Raw genomic sequence first — 16,221 nt, forward strand, 5'->3', positions numbered from 1 at the left:
TAACCATATGAATAGCAGCTTGGTCTGTTGCTCGATTATATGAGCCCCTTAGTGTTTTTCCATCAATGGCAACCACTTCGCCATCCGTTAATTCATGACACGATTTCATCCATTCTATAAAGGCTTTTTGTAATGCCTTTGGACTGATGGTTCCCATCACTCTTGCGATCGTATCTGCCGACGGTGACGTTTTACCTGAAAAGCCAAAACGTAATAAGAAATCGCGCTGCTTACGGCCATAATCACTAATGCCTTTCCAAGTATCATGGCCAGAAAGCACCGCACAGATCGTTATCAAAATAATATCTGATAACGTATGTTCAACTTTACCTTCTTGGCGAATATCTTTGATGGAGACGAAATGCATAAATGGACTTTTTTCTTCTGTCATTTTTAATCTCCTAAACGTTAGGAGACCATTAAATCGCACTGAAAATGATCAACAAATTGATCCTTTATTTTCACTCATTTTAATTAATAAACATGGTACAACGCACGGTTTTAAGCCTTAATTGACAACTAAGTCATTAAATCGCTAGCCCAGTAATGGCGCGGATCTTCATGCGTTTTCCCTGGGGGAAGCGCTGTCTCATCAATCCCAGCTTCTTAGAGAAAGTTTTAGTCGAAGGCATACCGGCGATGGTTGAAAAATGAACACTCATGCGCTCGCCCTGCCTCCTAGGGTTATGGTAGCTGACCTATATCATCACGTAAACGATTGACAAAGGATTCTAATTGTTTTTCTAGCCCAGAAAACTTCTCAAAAAAATCGTTTTTGTCCTGTTTTATTATCGCGATGATTTGATCAATAGCTTTTAAGTCAACAATCATTTTTGTTTCTAGGAAGTATTTATTCTTTGACTAGTTTAAAATTCTATCWTAAACATGACTCCCTGTGTTGGTAGAGTTCTATAACATGGCACCGATATTTTTCTATTGATGGTTAGTCCATAATCGCAGCCTCGCCCGTCTTGCTCTAATAAATAGGAATATTTCCTTCGCTTTAGCATAGAAACATGTCCATGGACTCTAAACCCTACGTGCAAGTCTGCGTCATCGTAGATACTAAGCCCATTTTGTTTATTCTCATATATTTTTTGGTAAGATATGTTTCTCTTATCAGCGAATTCGCGAGTTATACTTTCATTACCGTGTAATGCTATTTTTAATTCAGCTTTAGGAAACACTTTCAATATATCATCAACCAGTTTCTCTAGTGCACTCAGATACTGTCCTGCGTAGTGTGGATCTGAAATAACAATGTTTTTGACATTAGATCCTATTTTAAAAGATTCTTCGGACCATTCTTTGTCATAAAACGCTATGTCCCCAGTAAAGTGAGATCGTGTTGACCCAACCTTTTCCATGAACAATTGGGAAAGATATCCTCTTGTTCCGAAAACAACAGCGTTTTCATCAAGAGCTTGCAAGCATTCTTTTGTTTCTAATGAAAGATCCGATATAACTTTTTTATCTATAGAGTTTATTGGTAAGGCCGTCCCGGCAGATATAATATAAAGTGGGATTTTAGAGTCAATTAAATTTTTAATATAAGGATACTGTTTAGTAGTCATTTCGTTGCGAATAGCTAAACAAGCAAAGATAACAGCATCACACCTACAAAGACTTTCCTTAATATTGCTCCAACAGTCCTCCCTCCAAAAAGTCTCTATAATACAGTTATCCCCCTTTATATCTTTAATTGCTTCAACTAATGATTTGGTTATTAATTGGTCACCTATGTTTTTTGAACCGTGCTCTGGGTAAGTTGATATTATCGCATATCTTTTCATTTTAGTTATACTCTTCCTTAGTGTTTGTTAAGGTAAAAAACACACCAACATTCTATTTTATGATTTTTTAGAAGGCGCATTAGAATTATTGACTTCTATGGTAGATTTATAATGTTGCATTCGAGGGTTAAGAAAGTTTAAAAACTAAATTAAAATCAGACCATTTAAATACATTCTATTCACTATTTTAAAGAAGTAAAATAAAGGTGAAAACCTGTTTATAATAGCATAGTACTTTTCATATATTTACTTATCCAAAATTATTGGTTTAAATAAAGGTTCTTCGCCACTTGAAATAGACATTAAGATTCGCGCTACTAACTTACCCTCTTTACCAAACCATTCAGTTTCATAAGTTGAACTGAAGTAGCGAATATTTTCACTTTTAATATTCAAATTACCCGATTCAATTTTTGAGATGTAAGACTCAATTTCATCTAGACACTTGCACTCGATTGAGATACCTTTTTCGACATATCCGTAATAGTCTTGTACTGATGACTTCGTGATTTGATAATAGATTGGCGTTAGGCCTGCAAGTGCTGCTTCAAGAAGAATACTACTGTTACCTGCGATTATACTAATACTTTTATTGAAAAATTCACTCAGGCTATCAAACCTCGGGTCTGAAAAATTAACCATATCACCTAATGTAGACTTTAACTTCTCGACTTTTCGTATCCCTAATCCGGGATGCCATCTTACTAGTGGTTTGTAGCCTTCTTGAATTAACTGTTCAACTAGTCGCTTTATATCGTTATCTTTATCTAGGGCGTTCGGGGCTATACCAATTAGTTCTCGACCGTAACGATCTGCTTGCCTTATTGTCTTTTTTTGTCCAGAAAGAAACACTTGTCGGTTTCTTTTAATTTCTAAACCTGGAGGACAGTTACTTTCGCACTCTTTGTATGTTTCTAAAGCAGAGATTCCGTCTAAAAATGCATAGTCAAAATTTAAAGTTGGGAAGATATTACTGACAGACGCATGCTGTAAGTAAACGGTTTTGATCCCCTTGTAATGAGCAACTGCAATGAGCGCTCTATTCATATTATTGTGATCATTACTCACGATAACATAAGATGGCTTTATCTCTTCAATAACTCGATTAAAGTATAATAAATAGAGATGAACCAAAAAAAACTTATCTAGCTTATCTGCTAATAGTTCATGGTCTCTTTCTCTGAATGCTCTTGAAATATCTTTATATCGCATTACATTAAGAGCAAGAGAGTTAATTATATCTTTTATCGAAAACTTAAGTGGTTTGAAATAGCCAGCATGAATATCTTTTTTTTCTATTTTGTCTTCTGGTGAAATACAAACGATAGGTCTCTTATAACTTTTCAGACTATTCATCAAACCCGTTAAGGCGGACTTCTGATTTTGAGTGCCAGCCAGTATGAGAAAATCATGACTTTCGCGAGGGGGTTCATTAAAAATCTTAATGTTTTTTATAGCATTATAATAGAGGCTCACAACGCGTAATAGCTTCCCCTTTAGTCTTGGGCGTTCCTGTAAATGACTTAACTCTTCGTACTTTTGTCCATGAAGATAAGATATCCATTGTTCTGGTTCTCGCTTTAATATTTCTAAGGACTGAATGATTGTATTCATTTTTCTAAAAGCTCAAACTTTAACGGTGTTCCGCGCGCAATATCTTGCGTTGCCTTCTTCCCTAATACTGACTCTAAATGTTTCGGCGCTAAACCAAACCCTGGTCGAATACTGCGCACATGCTCCTCGGTTAACACGTCGCCGGCTTTGATATCTTTCACTATATATAACGAGCGGCGGAATTTTACATTGCCTTTTTCCGCCTCAGTCCGTTCATAGTTCACTTTTCCCAATGCTTGCCATGCCGTTTTTGTATCACGACATAATGCAGCCAGCTCTGCTGGTTCTAGTGAAAAGCTATCATCAGCACCACCGCCATTGCGATCTAACGTGACATGCTTTTCGATTAAACAAGCGCCCAGCGCAACAGACGTGACCGCTGTCGCATTGTCAATGGTATGATCGGATAGCCCAGACAGTACGTTGAAGCGCTCAGCGATGTCTGCGATGGTGCGCAGATTATATTGGTCAGCCGGGGCGGGGTAGCCACTCACACAGTGCAGTACTACTAGCTCTTGGCATCCATTGTCTTTCGCTGTTTTAATCGCGTCAGCAATCTCTTGTTCGTTCGCCATCCCTGTGGAGATAATCATGGGTTTGCCCGTTTGCGCGACCCGCTTAATAAGCGGCAAATCAATCACTTCAAAAGACGCAATTTTATAAGCTGGCGCATCCAGCTCTTCTAATAAGTCTACGGCGGTAAAATCGAAGGGAGAGCTGAAAATGGTGATACCCAACTCTTTGGCTTTCTCAAACAGTGGTTTGTGCCACTCCCACGGCATGTGTGCACCTTTGTACAGTTCGTACAAGGTTTGCCCATCCCAAAGGCCGCCATGAATTTGAAAATCTTCACTATCACAGTCCAGAGTAATGGTGTCATGCGTATAGGTTTGCAGTTTTATCGCATCAGCGCCCGCTTTTTTCGCTTGTTCCATGATTTGAAAGGCGCGGTTAATATCGCCATTATGGTTCGCGGACAGCTCTGCAATAATATACGGCGGATGATCTGGGCCGATTTTCCGGCCGTCTATGGTCATAAATGGGTTCACAATGGCCTCACTGAATGGGGTATCGAATGTAAGTTTCTTCGTCAGTTTGTTGGTAACCAGCTTTTTGGAAAAGCCGTTGCGACGGAATATTTTCTTTCAAAACGGTGGCATGCACAGTGACATCGGGATGAATGATGTCAATGATCGCTAATGCTTGCGCGCCAATCCCCTGTCCATAATTATTGGGATGAATAAAAATGGACACAAGGTAGTGATCGGCACGCTGTCGATCTAGGCGTATTGCACCGACTTTTTTTCCACTATGCCGCGCTGTGATCATGTAAAAATAGTCATTGAACGCTTGGAGTTTTGTCGACATCCATGAATAATGCTCTTCCCATGTAGGCGTATTGGGGTTAAGCGCATATTTTCTTGTATTAGGATGACATTGCCATTGATAAACCAACTCAATATCTTGTTGGCTGCATGCGCGCTCAAGACGATAGCTATTCACATTATCAACGCACAGTTGTTCGAGCTCAAACACGGCTCTTTTTACACCACGGCCATCACACAATGCTAGGTTAGCGGATTTAAACGCTTCCCACTGATTCAAGGTGCTCTGGTACGCGTGCAGTAGGCGAGTTGGAATCTCATCGAGCGTCACTTTTATCGCCGCATTATGCTTCACCAGTTGCTCACAAACCATCTTTTGATTATCAGCCAAGGGAACAAGGATATTGGGAAGCCCTAAGCATGCTCGCTCCCAGCTGGTTGTTCCCGGTGCGCCAATAGCCATATCATGGCTCATCATAAGACTGGCCATATCGGCCACAAAGTCTACATGGCTAACATTGTCATGATTTGAGCACCACTGTTTTACCTCATGATAATGAGGCGCTCTTGACGAGAGTAAGACCGTAAACGTTACATTGACGTGAGGGTGTATAGCCTTTAGCACAGTTAGCGTGGCATTAGGGGCATCAATGCCACCCATTGAGATAAGGACGCGAGGCGGACGGCACGTCAATGTTCGAGATAGCGCACATTCTCTTTGTCGGGAAAACGGGCGTGATAATAATGCATAATCGCTGCCTGCGAGCACGTTAGCGCTCAGTGCCTGATAATCTGATGCTTGACGCCCCAAGGTTTGATCAATAATGATGTCCGCGCTATGGGTGCGCACAAGATCATCAATGGCGACAATGTTACAGTTAAGCCTCGCGCGAACGATTTCATGCCACTGTTTTTCAATCGCATAGTGATCGGTGACAACCACCTCTGCTTCATGCACGTGATTAATAAAATCGTGCGCATCGTCGGGGATTAGCTTTGGCAACCATGCGACGTAGTCAGCATCGTGCGCCGGTTTCACGACGTGATCGGGTGCCGTCAGCGTGATGACGTTAAAACCCCGCTCACCGATAAACGCACGCATATCGCCTTCTAACGGTAAACACGCGAAGGTTACATCATGGCCATTTTTTGCTAATTCATCCGCAAGCACTAAGCACCGCATCACATGCCCACTGCCAATCCAAACCGAGGCATCAACGCGAAATACCACTTTCATCATTTTTGCCACGCTATTTATTCGATAGTTTTAAGGCTGAAAAGAGTGACTCGGCAATGTCCCAGTCTTCAGGCGTGTCGATATCTTGGACACGATGACGTGGTAAAAGTACGGCCTTAGAATGTGGTGAGAATATCGACAGCTTATTGAGAAACGCACTGGCTTTACCCCAATAGAACTGGCCAGCGTCGTGATAGGCCTCTTCCAGATCTTGTGATCGGACTTGCTCCTGCTCTGGCGAGAACATAGACACAGCACCGTTTGCATCTAATTTAATCGCACGCTGGATAGGAAACGGGAAAGAGGTAGCACTAAAGGCAAACTGGACGTTTTCCGTGTTTAGCAACTGATAGCCAGCCTTGAGATCGGCAGCCTGAACAAACGGCGCAGTGGCATATAAGCAGCACACAGCTTCAATATTAAAACCTGCATCTTGGCACCACTGAATCGCGTGAGCCATCACATCCATCGTGGTCGCATAGTCATCGGCAATCTTTGCCGGGCGCAAAAATGGCACCTCCGCGCCGTATTGCGTCGCGACATCTGCGATATCTTGATCGTCTGTTGACACAATGACCTTATCAAAACAGCCCGAGGCGATCGCCGCTTCAATCGAATAAGCAATCATCGGCTTACCATGAAATGGCTTGATGTTTTTTCTCGGGATTCGTTTACTGCCGCCACGCGCAGGAATAATCGCAATATTCATGTTACTCCGCCAGTATCGCTGCTAAGACATTACTTACCGTGTCTTGCTGCTCATCGGTCATGGCATGAAACATCGGTAACGATATCGCTTCTTGGTAGTATTGCTCAGCATGTGGGTAGTCGCCTTGACCAAAGCCGATCTGCTGGTAATACGGTTGGGTGTGGACAGGAATATAATGCACGTTCACACCGATGCCGTGTTGCCGCAACGCATCAAACACTTGCTTGTGGGTCTTTGACAGTTTAGCCAATTGAAGACGAATGACATAAAGATGCAACCCCGAATAGGTGTCGCTCAACTGGTACGGCAATACCACGGGGAGCCCTTGCAATTTTTCATTGTAACGGGCGGCAAGGCGATGGCGGGCACTGACAAACTGATCCACGCGCTGCATTTGGCTTAGCCCGAGTGCGGCTTGCAGCTCTGTCATCCGATAATTGTAGCCAAGCGCCACTTGCTGATAATACCAGTCTCCGTGGCTCTCACCTTCCATCAGCGACAGATCGCGTGTCACCCCATGACTGCGATAAAGCGCCATATACTTGGCTAAGGTGTCATCATTCGTCACGGCAACCCCGCCCTCTGCGGTCGTCACAATTTTTACCGGGTGAAAGCTGAACACGGTAATGTCTGAATACTGGCCACAACCGATGGGCTTGTTTTGATACTTGCCACCAATGGCGTGGGAAGCATCTTCTATCACTTTAAAGCCATATTCGTCAGCTAGTCGCCCTATCGCTTGCATATCACAAGACTGGCCACACAAATGCACCGCAATCAAGACTTTAGGTAGTGTGCCATTTACTTTTGCATGTTTGAGTTTGGCTTCAAGTTGTTTCGGGCACAGGTTGTAAGTGGCCGGGTCGATATCGACAAAATCCACCTCTGCGCCGCAATAGCGCCCACAATTGGCTGAGGCCACGAAGGTAATCGGCGTGGTCCAGAGATAATCGCCATTACCAAGCCCGAGCGCGAGACAGGCGATGTGCAGAGCAGAGGTCGCGCTATTGACGGCAAGCGCGTGCTGTGCGCCGGTATACGTTGCGATGGCTTGTTCGAACGCAGGGACCTTTGGCCCCTGGGTGAGAAAATCCGAATGCAGCACATCAACCACTGCATCGATATCATCTTGCGTGATGTCTTGCTTGCCGTAAGGGATCATTTGCTTGCTACCACCTCAAAATCAGGGTCAATATATTGCTTTATCTTTTCACGTAAGCTGTCAACGCTTTCCCAATCTTCATTGGTGCCCGAGTTATATTTAAACCCAACGGCACTTTTTCCGCTTTGTGGTGCGTCATGTATGCTTGTTCGGTATGGGTATGAGACACAGACGGGAGGATGGCGTAATAATTTCCCAGATCAATGGTGTTGAGCGAGTCGGTATCGGTGATCATTTCTTCGTGCAGCTTCTCGCCAGGGCGAACACCAATGACTTTAACTTCACAATCAGGTGCCACGGCTTTGGCCACATCCAAGATTTTGTAGCTTGGGATTTTCGGTACAAAGATTTCACCGCCGAGATGATTTTCAAGCGCGTACATCACCATATCGACGCCATCTTGTAGCGAGATATTAAAGCGGGTCATGTCTTCATGGGTGATTGGCAACACGCCCTCATGGCGCTTTTTCAAAAAGAACGGGATCACTGAGCCGCGAGAGCCCATGACATTGCCGTAGCGGACCACACTAAACTTTAGGTCACGCGAACCTTTGATGTTGTTTGCCGCCGTAAACAGCTTGTCTGATGCAAGCTTGGTCGCGCCATAGAGGTTTATCGGTGCGCAAGCTTTGTCGGTAGAAAGTGCCACCACATTGTTCACCCCGCACTTCAATGCGGCGTTAATCACATTCTCTGCACCATCAATATTGGTGCGAATACATTCGGTCGGGTTGTACTCGGCGGTGTCAACCTGCTTGATCGCTGCCGCGTGGATGATCACATCTACCTCTTCGCACGCTTGCACCATGCGCTCTCTATCACGCACATCACCGATGAAAAAACGCAGCTGTGGGTACTCACTTTGCGGATACAGCTGTTTGAGCTCAAACTGCTTTAGCTCGTCACGCGAATAGATAATAATTTTCTTTACGTCGGCGTAACGAGTAAGAATGGTTTGAATGAACTGCTTACCGAACGAGCCGGTGCCGCCGGTGATAAGGACTGTTTTGTTGTTTAGCATTGAGATATTCCGATAGATTTAGCTATGACTAGCCATTTTTTTAAATTCGAGATTTTTATTTAGTAACTCAGCATACGTACCGTGATCCACCACTTTGCCCTGTTCAAGCATATAGATACAATCACACTGCTGAACAGTACTGAGCCGGTGCGCGATCATAATGATGGTTTTATTGCCAGCAAAATCATGGATGGCATCCATCACCAGCTTTTCAGTAATGCCGTCTAACGCACTGGTGGCCTCATCAAGCACTAATACATCTGCATCATCATACAGTGCGCGAGCAATGCCAATCCGTTGTCGTTGACCGCCTGACAGCTGCACACCGCGCTCCCCAACTCGGGTATCTAAACCGTTTGGCAGCTGTTCGAGTAACTCTTCTAAATGCGCCATCTTGGCGGCTTTTAGCACTTTCTGCTCGTCAATTTCGTCAACGGGTAAGCCAAAGGCGATGTTTTCACGAATAGTGGCATCAGAAAGGAAAATACTCTGCGGCACAAAACCAATATTATTCTGCCATGCACGCACGTTATCGGCAGTGATTGGCTTTCCATCGACCTTTAAGCTACCTTGGCTAGGCTCAATAAGGCCGAGCAAAATATCAATGGCTGTTGATTTACCTGATCCTGACGCACCCACTAAACCAATCACCTGGTTAACGGGTAGGTCGAGAGACAAACTGCGCAGAGCGGGTTCTTCTTTTCCTGGGTATTGAAAGGTCACATTGTCAAGCCGCACCTGATACTCAGGCTTGAGCTTGTCACGCGTAGGGCTAATTTCAGCCACGTATTGGCTCGCAATAAGATCGGCCTCAAGGTTATCAAACGCCGATAAGTTACCGCGAATTTGTGCCACTCCCGTATAAATCTGCTGAAATGCGGGGAGCAACTTGAAGCCGGCTAAAGCATAAACCGATAAAATGGGTAAGATTTGTCCTAAATTACCATCGTGTGTTTTAACTAGATAAAGTACGAGGAAAATCACCGTGCCAAACGCGACAAGCTCCATCGCATAACGTGGAACTTGTGATAATCCACGGTTACGACCTTGCGCATAACCAAAGCGTTCACTAGCATTTTGGTAGCGCTGGTTAAAGTCAGTTTGGCGGCCCAGTAATAACGTATCTTTTATCCCACCAAACCCTTCATTCATTAAGGTGAAACGTTGGCGATTGGCATTGGTAATATTAATGCCGTTTTGCGATAGTTTTTTACGTACCGTCCGATAGAGAATGATGTAAGCAAACGCAAGGATAGCCAAACCAGCCAAGGCAACCAATGGGTTATAAATAAAGATGGCCGTTGCCATTACTATCGCAAGAACTGATTTAGAAACCAGCTGCATCGTTGGTTGAATTATTGCCTGGGTGACCCTATTAATCTCTTGCGCAACTTTGTTAGTTAGCTGACTACTACTGCCCGCCGCATGAAAGAGCCAAGGCTGACTCATGTAATAGCGGTAAAGACGCGTTGATAGCTCCGCACCGACTTGCTGTGCATACAACGAAAGGCGCCAAATAGTGTACATAGAAATCATTGCCGCAATGGCAAGAGCAACAAGTACAATGACACCTACCCAAAAGATAAAGTCACTTGGATTGGCTAGCCCGCTGTAGTGATAGAGCTGTGCGAACTTGCCTTCTCCTTGAAGTTGGCTGATATCGCCAACTAAAGCCATAAAAGGGCCAATCGCGACAACGCCAGTTAGCTCAGCGAAAGCCATCAACACAACCAATAATTGTAACCGGATGAGCTTTTTGCGTTGATTCGCTGTTAATAAATTAAATAGCGTTTTTAAACGGTTATACATCTTCTTTCCTAAACGCAAATCTCACCAACACAATCGCTACCCCTAGCATACCGCCAAGTAGCGTTGCCAGCACACAGATCAATGCGCGTTTGGGGCTGGCTTTTTCTTCGGGGACAATGGCCGGGTCGACGGTTTTAAACACAAATTCGTCTTGCACTTCGGCAAGCATCAAGCTTTTGGTTTGCTCTTCAATCAGCTGGTAGAACACATTCTGCATTTGGGTGAGGTTGGTGTTTTCTAGCTGTTGGCGTAAGTAGCCGATATTGGTTTTGGTTTCGGCCAGTTTCTCTTTTTTAACATGAGCGTTGATGTTATTCACTAACAGCTCCACCACTTGTTGCGCAAACACCGGCGACTGTGACTCAAAGCTAATAGTGATTAAGCCGTTGTCTTTTTGGGTATTGGTTTCTAGCTTGGATGAAAACGCTTTATATAATTTCCAATCCGTTGGCATCGCTGGCTGGTCCGCGGGCGCATCGTCCGATTTTAACCAGGTTTGCGTCTCTGGGTTATAACGGTCTGCATTAATCAGCCATTGATTGGTTTCTGCATCCCACCCTTCGGTCGCCGCCAACGGCACCGCTAACTGGTGCTTGTGTACAAAATTGCCAATAAACTGGCGTGATTGCAAGGTCGCCAGCGCAATTTGCGTTTCACTGCCCCCGCCGCTGCCAAGGTTCACTCCGGCTAGCGAGGCTAAGCCGCCTAACTGCCCGGCCATACTGGCCAAGCCCCCGCCGCCGGATTCATTCGCCGGCGCCAGCAAGGCTTCAGATTTGTAGGTATTGGTAGAGAGAGTGAATACCCCACCCCACCCACGGCAAACACAAAGGTGATCGCAATGATCAGCCACTTGCCTTGCCATAACGCGGCGAATAGCTCGCGGAGGTCGATTTCGTCAGAATCTACCTGCTGCGAGATGGGAGGATATGGGTAGTGTTCTTTTAAATTTGAGTTCATAAGTTTGATTCAATGATTACGGAATACAGAATACGGAATACAGAATACAGAAAAAGACTAGTTATCGAGGTGCATATAGTCAGCGGGGTCTTCGTTTACCCGCGTTTGCTTTGTTTTGGATAACCGCCCGATACTCGCTGCAATGGTTTCAGTATCATTTATCCATGATAACCCTGCCGTTTTTTCTATATATCCAATCTCTATGCCTATATAAATTTGAGTAATGAGCTCTGCCGTTGACGACTTTGCAATATTGAGAAATCTCAGTTGGTCTTTAACAGACTCTCTTTCTTCGCCCTCTGCGATATTCGATGGTATCGATAAACCAGAGCGGGTGATTTGATCTTTAAAGCCGTAGTCGTTACAGGTACGCATTGTCTTGTAAATATCGCAAGATAAACGACACGCGCTTTGCCAGACTTTTAACTTTTTGAATCTCAATAGATGTCCTTATCTAAGAATCCCTGTTATTAAAAAGCAGCCAGTGCGTGCACTGCGGTTATTGCTCTTCTCCGTATTCCGTAAGCGAAGCGCTCCGTACTCTCACTCCCGATTATCGATGAATGAATACAGAGCACGCAAAGAGCAAAAAAACCAATGCGTGCTCTAGACTGCTTTCCCCACTTTAATCCTTAACCGCTTTCCAGGCTACGCCCATTTGGTATGAGGATTTGGGTGGCGGTGGAGGCGGTGCTTAGGCCGTCTAGGTAGTCGGTGTCGATTGGCACGATGATGGTATCACCCGGTTCGAGTTGTTTTTGACTGCGACTAAACCAAAAACTGTTGTTGGGCATCATCACTGAGCCGTCGGCGCGGACCACGTAGATGCGGTCGGTGTCGGCTTGTTGCTTGGTGCGCCGGCGGATTCAATGTAGTCGCTGACGGTCATGCCCGGCTCAAACAGCTGGTTTGAGGTGAATTGCACTTCGCCCATAATGCTGACCACCGGGTTTTTCGGTGGCACGTAAAGCTTGTCGCCGCTTTCAACCATAATGTTGGCGACTTCATCGCCTTTGAGAGCCCGTGGCAGTGAGATCACCATGCGGCCCACCGCTTCGGCGTTTTGTAGCTCTTCGGCTAATGATAAGGCTTCTGACGGGCTGGTTGTATACTGAGCGCTGCTGGTTTGGCGACGCAGGGCCAGGCTGCTGATCTCTTGTTGCAGCTGACGGTTGAGCATTTTAAGGCGCTCTTCTTCTTGGCGTTTGAGTCGTTCACGGCTAAATACCGACCCTTTCGGGTAAGCGAATTCGGTCAGGCCACCAGCGCGTTCAATCACATCTTGAATGGTCTCGCCACGCTCAAAAGCATACACACCAGGGAAGCGCACTTCACCTTGTAGCTCAATGGTGTTGTTTTTATGCCAGTTGGGCTTGGTTTTGATATTGATTCGGTCTTGGCGATGAATGGCAAACTGCGGGCCCTCGCCTTTGATGGCTTTGTCGACATTAATGGGGTAATGACGCACGGTTAAGCGGCCCTCCACCACTTGACGGCGGGTGATTTCGGCTTGGCGCAGGTAGGCGGCTTCGGTTAGCCCGCCGGCGGCATCCAACAGTTGCTCAAACGAGCCATTGGCCAGTAGTGGATACACGCCTGGGTATTTCACCGCGCCACCCAGTTCAACAATCGCCGCGTTGTACTGGTTGTTAGCTTGATCTTTTAAGCGCTCAATAATGGGCTCAAGCTCTTGTTCACGTAGCGAGCGTTCGCCTTCGTCATCGCGTTCAGAGAGTTTTTTCGCCAGTTTTTTTTCGTTTTGTTTGCTTTGGTTTTGCACTTCGGCGCCGGTTTCTGCATCAATATAGGTATCGCCACTGGTTTTGTTATTGAGGCGTGACTTGTCCACTTTTGCTGATTGACGCTGATCCCAATATTGGCTATCGATGCCGTTGTTAAACACAAACACCTGATCGCCTTGTTGCAAGCGCAAGTTATCGGATGAGTTGGGGTGGTCAATGGCTTGGCCCAGTTTAAATTGCAACACTTCAATGTTGCGCTCAGCGTCGATTTCGCGTACCACCAGCGCATAATTGAGATCGGCGGTGGGTTTTAAGTCACGTTGGGTGTTGCTAACGAGATCGGCGATAGTCATGCCCGGCTCGAAGTTATATGCGCCTTGGCGCACCACCTCGCCACGCAGCACCACGGCGTTATCGAGTGCATCGTTACTTTTAGCAATTTTAATGTCATCACCGTTTTTCACGGTAAAGCCTTGGCCTTTGGCGGTGCTCATGTCCAAGCTAAACTGCTGAATGCCCGATTCGGTCACGCGTTTAACGCTGATGCTAGACAGGTACCCTTCTGGCAGGGCGCCACCGGCCATGTTGATAGCCTTACTTAGCGTGGTCGAGCCGTTAAGCTCATACAAGGCCGGGCGTAGTACTTCACCCTCAACGGCCACTTGGGCACCGCGCGCTGGCACAAACAAGGTATCGCCTTTTAACAGACGCACGTCGTTGCTGCTATCGCCGGCAAGCAGCAGGTCGTAAAGATCTAGGGTTTCAATGATCTTGCCATTGCGCTTGAGCTGAATATTGCGTAATGAGCCACTGGTTTTTATTCCACCACTGGCTAGCAAGGCTTGGGTCACTGTGGTTAGGCCGTTAACGGTATACGCGCCGGGTTGTTTCACATCGCCCGCTAGATATACCTGCATGGTGCGCATGGCGCCGATGTCAACGGTGACATTCACCCCAATGACGCGCTGCTCGAACATGGCTTTGATTTGTTCACGCACCTTGCCAAAGGTTTGTCCAGCGACTTGCATGGGGCCGTATTTGGGGAAATGGATATTGCCATCACGCTTTACGGTCAGTTGGTACTGCTGGTTTTCTTTACCGAACACTTGGATATCGAGGGTGTCACCTGGCCGATTTGATAATCGCTTGGCAGCGGTAAATCATCAATCGAGGCCATAGAGGCAGGTTTGCCATCAAAAAAGGCATAGCCAAAGGGTTTTAGTGCATCATCATCTTGGTTTGAGGCCTTGCCTGGGTGCCGTACGTTATCCGATGGGCTTTGCTCACCGCCGATGCGCTCGGGGGTGTCGGGCGCTGTATTGGCGTTTTGGGCGTCTTTGTCACTGTTGTTGGTCGATAAGCTATCTAAATCCACCCCGTATTGACGGGCAAGCTGCTCTTGTTGCGCTCTTGGCAGTTGTTTTAACTGCTGAAGCTGGCTGGCGGTTGGGGTCGCTGCCTCGGCGTGCGGGGCCGTTGTAAGCATCGCCGCGCCAAGTAATAGTGCCGGTGCACAGGACAATAGCGCGGGGGCACAACGGGTCAGACCGCGCATAACGGTAGCGCCGAGCGGCCGAGTAATGGAAGATGAAAGCGTTAACATAATGAGCGTGATCCGTACTTATTATTATCAGTGATGGCTGATGTCGATGACTGCCGTTAAAACCGCAGCTGGTATTTTAGCCAGACGCGCGTATTGGCCTCTGATACATAAGGCGCAGCGTCGTCCGTTCGGCTGGCGCCTAAGGTGACCATGGCGGTTGCCACGGGCAGACGATAGCTGGCTTCTATTTCTTGCCAGTTGTGAGTGGCTTGTTCACGATCGGCTAACATTAGCTTGATGGCGTGATCATTGCTGAATTGGGTATACACCGCTACCGACCGGCTGTTGTCTAGCCCATACGTGGTGCTGTTGCCCCCTAATTGATCCGAGGACACCTGTTGGTCAACGGCTGGCGTGTCTGCTAGCGAGGATTCAAAGCCATCGTGCGTGGTTTGCTGCTCAAGCACCAGGCGCACGCTTTGCCGCGCGATCTCTGTTTGCCCACTCCAGCCGATTAAGCTGGTTGCGAGTTCTTGGCCTTGGTAGTTACTGGCCAGTTCAGTGTACACCGCGTGAGCGACGGGCCAATCAAAGGCTGGCAGAGCGAGCTTGGCATCCCATGCCCATTGTTCGCTAACTTGTCGTGTGCCGTTTGGATCTTGCCATTTTTGATAGCTGATCCCGTGTTGAAACGGCCGAATCGGCTGGCTGACCAGACGTGCTGCCCAGTGGGTGTCGTAACCGGTTTTGTCGGGCAGCTGGTAGACAGCTTCAAACGACCAAAAGCCCAGTAAAGGCGTGTGATCACCTAAGTAGCTCACAGAGGCGCTGGGCGCGGGAGACGATTGGTTGCCCCAGATTAGGTTATGTTGCCAACCTTGCCCCCACCAGCGGTCGATTTGACCGAGGGTAAACAACCAGCGGCCATCGTTTAATGCCAAATAGGAGCCTTGCCAGGTGTAGTCTTTATCGCCATTGGCATCACGGCGGTATTGATTGGCCACTTTAAAAGCAAAGCGTTTGCTCATGTATTGATACGCCGACCCAATCAGCCATTCGTGACGTAAGCGGCCATTTCTCCCCACATTCAGATAACCACGATGACCTGATATTGATATAGCCCCTTCACTATCGGAGCTATATCATGACACGCGAAGACAAGATGCAACTTTGGCAAGAGCGCCTGCAGCACCACAAAGACAGTGAACTCACCATTGCTGCTTGGTGCGAGCTGCACCAATTGCGCAGCATCGCAGTTCTATTACTGGCAGAAAAAGCTCACAACACCCTCCACCGAGCCCGAGAG

Annotated in this window: 14 protein-coding genes and 2 pseudogenes; all 16 read right to left on the bottom strand. The window is 46.6% G+C overall.

Annotation, left to right across the window (positions count from 1 at the left end; all coding sequences use genetic code 11):
* A partial coding sequence (locus tag DZ54_RS0115775) for an ISAs1 family transposase (protein ID WP_128080556.1) occupies positions 1-391 on the bottom strand: 391 nt, incomplete at its 3' end.
* 136 nt (positions 392-527) lie between these two features.
* Positions 528-662, bottom strand: coding sequence for a hypothetical protein (locus tag DZ54_RS26935; protein WP_276202074.1), 135 nt, complete (start codon positions 660-662; stop codon positions 528-530).
* A 204-nt stretch (positions 663-866) separates the two neighbouring features.
* Positions 867-1,793 carry a polysaccharide pyruvyl transferase family protein gene (locus tag DZ54_RS0115785; protein WP_025675129.1) on the bottom strand — a complete coding sequence of 309 codons (927 nt, stop codon included), beginning with the start codon at positions 1,791-1,793 and terminating at the stop codon, positions 867-869.
* 246 nt (positions 1,794-2,039) lie between these two features.
* Positions 2,040-3,407: a CgeB family protein gene (locus DZ54_RS0115790; RefSeq protein ID WP_025675130.1), complete on the bottom strand. Its 1,368-nt coding sequence runs from the start codon at positions 3,405-3,407 to the stop codon at positions 2,040-2,042.
* The gene (gene pseI, locus DZ54_RS0115795; RefSeq protein ID WP_420804865.1) at positions 3,404-4,444 is read right to left on the bottom strand and encodes a pseudaminic acid synthase; all 1,041 of its coding nucleotides are present in this window, start codon (positions 4,442-4,444) and stop codon (positions 3,404-3,406) included. The genes DZ54_RS0115790 and pseI overlap by 4 nt, the downstream gene beginning before the upstream one ends.
* A gap of 19 nt (positions 4,445-4,463) precedes the next feature.
* Positions 4,464-5,972, bottom strand: coding sequence for a UDP-2,4-diacetamido-2,4,6-trideoxy-beta-L-altropyranose hydrolase (gene pseG, locus DZ54_RS0115800; RefSeq protein WP_338057080.1), 1,509 nt, complete (start codon positions 5,970-5,972; stop codon positions 4,464-4,466).
* 10 nt (positions 5,973-5,982) lie between these two features.
* Positions 5,983-6,678, bottom strand: a complete 696-nt coding sequence (pseF, locus tag DZ54_RS0115805) for a pseudaminic acid cytidylyltransferase (RefSeq protein ID WP_025675133.1) — start codon at positions 6,676-6,678, stop codon at positions 5,983-5,985.
* A 1-nt stretch (position 6,679) separates the two neighbouring features.
* The gene (gene pseC / locus DZ54_RS0115810) at positions 6,680-7,840 is read right to left on the bottom strand and encodes a UDP-4-amino-4,6-dideoxy-N-acetyl-beta-L-altrosamine transaminase (protein WP_025675134.1); all 1,161 of its coding nucleotides are present in this window, start codon (positions 7,838-7,840) and stop codon (positions 6,680-6,682) included.
* Positions 7,837-8,861, bottom strand: a pseudogene (gene pseB / locus DZ54_RS22550) (UDP-N-acetylglucosamine 4,6-dehydratase (inverting)). The gene pseC and the pseudogene pseB overlap by 4 nt, the downstream one beginning before the upstream one ends.
* Positions 8,862-8,879: 18 nt before the next feature.
* Entirely contained in the window at positions 8,880-10,670 is a 1,791-nt protein-coding gene (locus DZ54_RS0115820) for an ABC transporter ATP-binding protein (RefSeq protein ID WP_025675135.1), read from the bottom strand.
* Positions 10,663-11,630: pseudogene (locus DZ54_RS22555) on the bottom strand (Wzz/FepE/Etk N-terminal domain-containing protein). The gene DZ54_RS0115820 and the pseudogene DZ54_RS22555 overlap by 8 nt, the downstream one beginning before the upstream one ends.
* Positions 11,631-11,687: 57 nt before the next feature.
* Entirely contained in the window at positions 11,688-12,071 is a 384-nt protein-coding gene (locus tag DZ54_RS0115830) for a four helix bundle protein (protein ID WP_025675136.1), read from the bottom strand.
* Between the two features lie 191 nt (positions 12,072-12,262).
* The gene (locus tag DZ54_RS26415; protein WP_338057081.1) at positions 12,263-12,451 is read right to left on the bottom strand and encodes a hypothetical protein; all 189 of its coding nucleotides are present in this window, start codon (positions 12,449-12,451) and stop codon (positions 12,263-12,265) included.
* Positions 12,427-14,478 (bottom strand): SLBB domain-containing protein, encoded by a 2,052-nt coding sequence (locus tag DZ54_RS22560; RefSeq protein ID WP_240474047.1) that lies wholly within the window; start codon positions 14,476-14,478, stop codon positions 12,427-12,429. The genes DZ54_RS26415 and DZ54_RS22560 overlap by 25 nt, the downstream gene beginning before the upstream one ends.
* On the bottom strand, positions 14,445-14,975 hold the full coding sequence (locus DZ54_RS26420) for a hypothetical protein (RefSeq protein WP_240474048.1): 531 nt from the start codon (positions 14,973-14,975) through the stop codon (positions 14,445-14,447). Before DZ54_RS26420 ends, DZ54_RS22560 begins: the two co-directional genes overlap by 34 nt.
* Positions 14,976-15,031: 56 nt before the next feature.
* The gene (locus DZ54_RS0115840) at positions 15,032-16,000 is read right to left on the bottom strand and encodes a capsule assembly Wzi family protein (RefSeq protein ID WP_164831614.1); all 969 of its coding nucleotides are present in this window, start codon (positions 15,998-16,000) and stop codon (positions 15,032-15,034) included.
* Between the last annotated feature and the right edge of the window lie 221 nt (positions 16,001-16,221).

The sequence above is a fragment of the Salinivibrio socompensis S35 genome (assembly GCF_000513715.1).
Classification (GTDB): domain Bacteria; phylum Pseudomonadota; class Gammaproteobacteria; order Enterobacterales; family Vibrionaceae; genus Salinivibrio; species Salinivibrio socompensis.